Below are 7,139 nucleotides of genomic sequence, written 5' to 3'. Positions count from 1 at the left end.
GACTTTTGCCGTCACTTTACTTCAACACAGTAAAAGATGTCAAATGGGTTCTATATATATAGATAAAGTTCTACATCGTCAGATGTTGCGAATGCTAGAAGATTCAGGCTTTGATGGTGATTTTTCAGAATGGATTGAGCAGAAGATGAAAGGTGAGATTGAAAGTCAGGAGGAGCGCGAAATGCGCCACGGGGAGTATCCCCGGTGGTCACTTTCGCGTAGTTTACCGCCGGAGGCATCGCAGTGACAGGATATAATATTACAGATTTGTTAATTCAGATTGTCTGTTCAAGTTGCCAGCTTGAGCATTACTTTGAACTAGATTCTCTACCTGGAGGCAAAGAACACTGTGAATACTGTGAAGCTTGCGGCGAAAAGTTAGCTTTAGAAACTGAGTTACAGGTGGGCGCTCACAATGACTGAAAACATCTCAGCTTACCCCCTCACTTGGGCGACCGTTTACCCTAGAACACCGCAGCACAAGCGCAAGGAGGCGGATTTAAGCGATGCCGACCGGGAGAAAATCGCATTCGACAACTGGGACTAACTGTGCGCCGGCGTTTCAGATCATAGCGCTGCTATGATCTGAAACGAAAGACTGCATTCTGGAGGAACCTGTGCAATGAGCGATCTCAAGCTTAAAATTGGCTGCTCTAACTACGACCACACGCGTGCGTTGTTCGATGGCACCGTAAAGATCGATGGCGTCGATGCCAGCTTCGAGAGCGCCCGCATTGTCTCGGACATTTTCGAGCGCATGGTGCGGCAGCGCGCGTTTGATGTCTCGGAATTGGGGTTGACGTTCTATCTACGTACCCTCGACCTCGATGATCCGCCGTTCATCGCGCTTCCGGTGTTTCCAAATCGTAATTTCCGACATTCGGCGATCTTCATCAACACGTCGAGTGGCATCGAAAAGCCGGAAGACCTCGCAGGCAAGACCATCGGCGAATTCGGGATTTACGGCCACGATGCGGGCGTGTGGCCAAAGGGGATTCTCTCGGACGAGTACGGCGTGACGCCGGACCAGTGCCGCTGGATCATCGGCGCCTCTGATTGGTACATGCCACCATTTGATTTCATCCCGCAACGGCATCCTGCGAACGTCGACGTAATGCCGGTGCCATTCGGCAAAGCGTTGGGGCCGATGCTCGAAGCGGGAGAAATCGACGCGTTCATCTCGGCTGTTGCGCCGCAGTGCGTGCTGAACAACTCACCGCAAGTCGCGCGACTATTTCCCGACTACGAGTCGGTCGAACGCGCGTACTACCGACGTACTGGCATCTTCCCGATCATGCATACGGTCGTAGTTCGCAAAGAGCTTCTCGTGCAGCATCCGGCTCTCGTACAGGCCATCTACCGGGGCTTTTGCGACGCGAAAGAGGTTGCGATGGAGCAGTATCGGAAAGGCTTAATGGAGCAACACGGGAACCTTATGATACCGTGGTTTACTCCACTCTTCGACGAAAACCGCCGCCTGTTTCCTGATGATTGGTGGCCGTACGGCGTCGAAGCGAATCGCAAGACGATCAACACTTTCTTGCGCTATTTCTTTGAACAAGGTCTCTCGAAGCGGCGGCTGACGTGCGAGGACATCTTCGTGCCGGAGCTACTCGGAACGTAACGCCGGCTGTGGTGTTCAGGCGCTTTTCGGAATCGTTCGCGTATCTAGTAGTCTACCAAGGCAACAATGCTTGGTTACACAGTCGGGTATAAGCGTTCCATCTTTCTCCGTGCACCTGTGGTTTGAAAGCGCCAATAAACACTTGCGCGTTGAAGATTACCAGTAAACCACAAAGTTTTGAAAACGAACGTAAAAATATGGGTTTCAGCCCTTGTGAATCAGGAAGCAAATAGCATTAGTAATAGAGCGATGTCTACGATGGTCGCTGAGCTTTGCCGAAGTGTGGGCTATTCGGTGTCGCTTCAAGGTAACTAGGGGTATCGTCTGAAATGGTCAATTTAACGTTGTTTTGTGAGTTTTGTGATATCCCTGGTTTTAGCTCAAACGTTTAGATGGAAAGAAAAAGAAAACTTTTTGGTTTACTGATAGAGTATTAAGTGATGTTCTCATGTTTGGGCTAACAGCGTTTTGCATCTTAATATCCCTGTAGATATAGCAGTCTGCTTTGATTTTTGAAATTATTTGCGTAGACAGGGAGTAGGGAGTGGGGAAGAAGCCTTTTCGGGGTGTACTGATTTTTTTCAGAAATCAAATATAAGTCCTATATATATGTCAAACATATCTTCAGTACTCATTGTGGGGGGTGGCCCGACCGGCATTACAGCGGCGTTGGAACTGGCCCGCTTCGGTGTCTCGGTACGAATCATCGACAAAAAGGAAGCTCCTGAGACCACCTCCAGAGCTATTGGCGTGCAGTCTAGAACGCTAGAACTTATGGAGTTGCGCGGCCTTGCCGACGAGTTTATCCGGATCGGTAATCCTGCTCTGGGTGGCAGCGTCTACGGTGGCGGCAAGCGTCTCTTCCGGCTCGATTTCCGCCATATTGATAGCCGCTATCACTATCTGCTGTTCATCTCTCAAGCGGAGACGGAGCGCATTCTGCTTGAGGCGCTCATCAGGGAAAATGTGGAAGTGGAGCGGGGCGTTGAGATGATCTCATTTTCTCATGACCTGTCCGGAGTCAAAGCCGTTTTGCGGCATAAGAATGGCAGTCTCGAAGAGGCTACTGCGTCATACCTAATCAGTGCTGAGGGCACGCACAGCATCGTGCGAACTAGTCTTGGCTTGGAATTCAAGGGGAAGACCCTCGACGAGAACTATGCGCTCGGAGATATTTATATTGATGGTGATTTGCCACCGTCAGATTTCCACATCTTCTCATCGGAACACGGGTTCATGGGTCTGTTTCCTCTGAATGGCAGCCGATTCCGCCTCATCGCCAGCAACCCACTCAGTCAACCGAGTAAAGACACTGCGCCCAGCTTACAGGAGTTGCAGACCATCTATGACCAGCGCTCGCATATTCCGGCACGCTTTCGCGACTTGACCTGGAGTTCTTGGTTCGGGATCAACAGCCGCATGATCGAGCGGCTTAAAGTAGGAAGGCTATTTCTTGGTGGCGACGCCGCTCATATTCACAGTCCCGCTGGAGCCCAAGGAATGAACACCGGCATTCAGGACATGGTGAATCTAGGATGGAAGCTAGCCTTCGTACTTAAAGGCTATGCCCCGGAAAAGCTGCTCGACACCTATGAGCAAGACCGCATTCCGGTTATCCATAACGTGCTGACGAAGACAGAAGGTCTCACCGAAATCATTGGAGCGGAAAATCCAATTGTCCGAAGTCTGTTTAATCATCTTGCACCTTGGATTGCCGGTGCTGATGTGGTACAGCAAAATAGTACCGCACGCATGAGTCAGCTGGCCTTGGGTTACCGTGACAGTCCTCTCTCGGTTGATCATGGGCACGGAGGTAGCCTAAGAGCTGGTGATCGCGTTCCTGACTTCCCTCTCCAGGTTGTTCTACCCAGTGGTGCTAAGGAAAACCGGACGCTTTTTAATCTGCTCAATCCGTCCCGGTTTACACTCCTTTTCGTCGGCATCAGTGATGCTCTAACTCTACATACACAAATCTCAGAAAAGCTGGCGCTATGGCACGAGATGCTCAAAGGGACACAGATAGAGCCGCCGCACAGTGAGTCAGAACACAAGCGCTTCCAAAATTACCTCGGTTCTACTCCTGGTTTACTGTTAATTCGTCCGGACGGTTACATCGGTTTCCGGGGAGGAGAACACTCCGTATCAGAATTAGCAGAATATTGCCGCTCCTGGCTATCGCCGTCTTCAGAGCAAAATCCGTCAATAGACGCGCCTTTACCTTCAAAGCAAGAAAGAACACCATGCTAGATCAGAATTAAGTGCAAGTCCTTTTCGCCGACTTGCAATGTCAAGCAAACCTCACGATCAAACCTGGAGATATGCTCTTCACGGGTTCACCATCTGGCTCCGCAGGAGTTGATGGTGATCGTTTTCTAAAAGCCAGCGATCGCATCCATGCAGAGATCGACATCGGCAGCTTAAATGTGATCATCCGGCAGGACTAAAAACAGCAAAGAAGAAGCACATGAATATTCCACCTCTTAAGGGCATTCATCACGTCAAGTTCGCGGTTAGCAATCTTGATCATAGTTTGCACTTTTATGAGCAAGTCTTTGGTGCTAAACGGAATTTGGCATGGGATCACAAGCATGAAGATGGATCAATTTACGCCTACATTCTTGATGTTCCCAATCTCGGCACGCGAGTCGAACTGCGCCTCAGCCCTGAAGAAGCCGAGAAGCAAAAAGGTTTCGATCCATTGACCATTGCCGTTGATGATCGTGCTGCTCTCGAAGCTTGGGGCAAGCACCTAGATGAACTTCATATTGAACACTCGCCCGTGCTTACCGGAATTCAGGCATGGCTGATTGTCTTCGACGACCCTGATGGGCGGCGTTTACGGCTTTACACTCTCGGCACCCACGGTTCAAATCTGAAGTCGGACGAAGATTCACCTTGGCTGAAATACGCCAATTGGTTTCATACTGCTTCGGCAATTTGCATTGTGCCGTTACATGTAGCGCGCAAACAACAAGAAAAGTTTAAAAAAGACCAAATCTTTGAAGGTGATAAAGCAGAACTTTTGCATAGTAAAGACAAGTCTACCGCATTACCTTTTATCAACTGGCATTCAAAATTGACCACTTTATTTAGTCAGAGGATGGTCTATCACCTGTAATACGATTGCTGGTATTCTAAAAGCGGCAAGATCATTGCCAGACAATTGGCAATCACGAGAAAGTCTGTCCACATAGATGGACACGTAATCGTAGAAAACGTTTTGGCAAGCGATGCAATTTGATTTCTGGGCCTATAAACTATAAACTTGCTCTGTTTTCTTGATTCATGCAAGAGGTCTATTTCATCCAGTTTAAGAAACATTCCTGAAATTGCTGCGGATTCAATTGTGCAAATACTCTGGCATTTGTTCTGCACATCAGTATTTAGATGCGTTCGCCCTGGCGCGGTTGCTGATTAGATCAGCCGCTAAGTCCTGCGGCGTTCAAGATGAGATTGGCAATTTCATCTGGATGGGTAATCATAGAAAGATGGCTGGACTCCAGCTCAATCGTATTTGCCTTCATCCGATTCGCAAGAAACTTCTCCAACTCAGGCGCAGTTGTTCTATCTTGCGTCGAAACGGCATACCAGGAAGGTTTAGACCTCCACGCCGCCACTGTTGTTCTTGAGGCAAACAGGGTGTCGGCTACTCGCCCCTGAACCGCATATAGAACACGCGCTTTAGCTAGATCGACGCCACCAGCAAAGTCTCTCAGGAACGCCTCCTCGCTCAGTTGAGCGAATCCGCCCGAATGAACCAGACCAGCGTTTGCGGGTGGTGTTGGAAATTTTGCAGCAAGCGCCGTATAGTCCTCGTCGGCATCCGGTGCGCGAGCAGCAACATAGACGAGTGTGGAAACTTTGGGATCAATTCCAGCCTCGCTAATCACCGTCCCTGCCCAAGAATGACCGACGAGAACCGTCGGACCGTCCTGCAACGCGAGGATGCGACGTGTTGCTGCAACATCATCTGCCAGCGATGTCAGTGGATTCTGCACCGCAGTCGGCTTGAGTCCAGCTTTTTGCAGGCGTCTAATCACTTCAGACCAACAGGAGCCATCTGCGTAGGCACCGTGAACCAGGACTATGTTGCCGGCGGTGATGTCAGCCTGCGCTTGGACTTTCTTCCTGGAAAGACCAAGGAGCGCGATCGCGCCTCCAGCAACAGCCGTAGCCGTGAAAGTGCGTCGATTGATCATGTCTATATCTCCACCTATTGACTTTGTTCCTAATAACCCAAGTTGCTATTTTTATCGACTGATGTGTGCTTGTTACCATTCAATTCATGCGATGCCTGCGGCGGGCTACGCCTACGCGTGCAACAAAGTGGCGTTGGCGCTATGCGCCAACGTACCTATGCCGTTGTTGCCAGCATTCAGGTACTTAAATCAATACCTTTGCCAAAATAAGAGTATAATCTTTATTTTTTGTACTTGATTTTAAACCACACAATTAAGCAATTAAGAATTAAACCAAAAAAATTTGTCATCAAAATAGGCAAATCTTTGTGAATAAATCCATTAACTAGCCACATACAAGTGCCAGCAATATATGTGCATACCATTCTCAAAGATACATCTTTGGCTGATTTTGTTTTCCAAATTTTTATGACTTGGGGTAGAAAAGATATCGTGGTTAATATCCCTGCAAATAATCCTAAAATTGTGGTTGCGTTCATCTGATTGAATTATTAATAAATCTTTTTTAGTACTGAGAACCGGGTGATGGCGAATAGAGGGTTGGTTTAAAACTGCGAAACACCGCTTCGGGTTACATCGGTTTGGGCAGGGGACACTTTTAGGCGTTTATTGTTGGTTGGTATTGTCCCTGATTTCTTATATTTTGGCATACTGGGCTTATTGATCCACAGCGATCGCTTCTACAAACCTACCTGATTGGGGACAAGCAGCAGAAATCGCATTCCAAACTATATTTTCACAATTGGTAGTGTTACTTCTTTTACAAGACATTGAACGCCTGAGAAAATAAATCGGCATGGACGCGCCAAAATTCTAACGCAGTCAGAGATACAGCTAATTTTCAGTCATGGCTTGGACAATGACCGCGATGGCTACGCCCGCCGCAGGCATCGCACCCAACCACCTAAAACAAAACCCCACAGCTTATGACGCGCTACGGGGAGTTAGTTAAACTTGGAATTAGACTTGGCGTTAAGGCGACGTTTTAAGGCTTTGAATTCTGAAATTTTTATTTACTCTAGCCTTGAGCGTTTATTTTTTAACAGTAAGTAAAATTCCTGGACAAACATGGAGATTGAAGCTCTGAAAGCTTTTCTCCGATTGCGTTCTTCCAAAGTGAGAAAATAGAGCTAATCACCAGTCCAACGAGCTAGGCGGGTGGTGGTGCAGTAATGTTGTAGCGCCTTAACTTCTATCTAGCACGAGTTGACCACCATTAGAACAAGAGCTACCTGAATAATCAAAAACAGTAACTTTGAACGTATCCGCTCAATAAGTTGCGGTAAGCAAAAATTATTAGCGATTGTTGAATCAAT

General features: G+C 48.1%; 8 protein-coding genes and 1 pseudogene. 7 read left to right on the top strand and 2 right to left on the bottom strand.

The window, feature by feature from the left end; genetic code table 11:
- From HWQ38_RS11630 to HWQ38_RS11610, 6 genes are all read left to right on the top strand, one after another.
- The coding region (locus HWQ38_RS11630) for a hypothetical protein (protein WP_292793429.1) at nucleotides 1-247 on the top strand (247 nt) is incomplete at its 5' end.
- Nucleotides 244-423 carry a hypothetical protein gene (locus HWQ38_RS11625; RefSeq protein ID WP_292793427.1) on the top strand — a complete coding sequence of 60 codons (180 nt, stop codon included), beginning with the start codon at nucleotides 244-246 and terminating at the stop codon, nucleotides 421-423. The genes HWQ38_RS11630 and HWQ38_RS11625, both read left to right, overlap by 4 nt.
- Before the next feature lie 199 nt (nucleotides 424-622).
- Entirely contained in the window at nucleotides 623-1,624 is a 1,002-nt protein-coding gene (locus HWQ38_RS11620) for a hypothetical protein (protein WP_292793425.1), read from the top strand.
- Between the two features lie 609 nt (nucleotides 1,625-2,233).
- A complete protein-coding gene (locus HWQ38_RS11615) occupies nucleotides 2,234-3,871 on the top strand; it encodes an FAD-dependent oxidoreductase (protein ID WP_292793423.1) in 1,638 nt (545 codons plus the stop codon).
- A gap of 11 nt (nucleotides 3,872-3,882) precedes the next feature.
- Entirely contained in the window at nucleotides 3,883-4,068 is a 186-nt protein-coding gene (locus tag HWQ38_RS40415; protein WP_366933271.1) for a fumarylacetoacetate hydrolase family protein, read from the top strand.
- A 20-nt stretch (nucleotides 4,069-4,088) separates the two neighbouring features.
- Complete coding sequence (locus HWQ38_RS11610; protein ID WP_292793420.1) at nucleotides 4,089-4,742, top strand: VOC family protein; 654 nt, start codon at nucleotides 4,089-4,091, stop codon at nucleotides 4,740-4,742.
- A 301-nt stretch (nucleotides 4,743-5,043) separates the two neighbouring features.
- Here the strand turns inward: HWQ38_RS11610 and HWQ38_RS11605 are convergent, their stop codons facing one another.
- Both HWQ38_RS11605 and HWQ38_RS11600 read right to left on the bottom strand, forming a co-directional pair.
- The gene (locus HWQ38_RS11605) at nucleotides 5,044-5,823 is read right to left on the bottom strand and encodes an alpha/beta hydrolase (protein ID WP_292793418.1); all 780 of its coding nucleotides are present in this window, start codon (nucleotides 5,821-5,823) and stop codon (nucleotides 5,044-5,046) included.
- Between the two features lie 221 nt (nucleotides 5,824-6,044).
- Nucleotides 6,045-6,302, bottom strand: a complete 258-nt coding sequence (locus HWQ38_RS11600) for a SemiSWEET family sugar transporter (protein WP_292793416.1) — start codon at nucleotides 6,300-6,302, stop codon at nucleotides 6,045-6,047.
- 47 nt (nucleotides 6,303-6,349) lie between these two features.
- On the opposite strand from HWQ38_RS11600, the pseudogene HWQ38_RS11595 reads away from it, so the two are divergent.
- Nucleotides 6,350-6,607: pseudogene (locus HWQ38_RS11595) on the top strand (IS701 family transposase); the annotation flags it as partial.
- Between the last annotated feature and the right edge of the window lie 532 nt (nucleotides 6,608-7,139).

The organism is Nostoc sp. NMS7, from assembly GCF_017115085.1.
Classification (GTDB): Bacteria; Cyanobacteriota; Cyanobacteriia; order Cyanobacteriales; family Nostocaceae; genus Nostoc.
The sequence above is the reverse complement of the archived record's forward strand: the minus strand, read 5'-3'. Positions and strand labels throughout refer to the sequence as shown.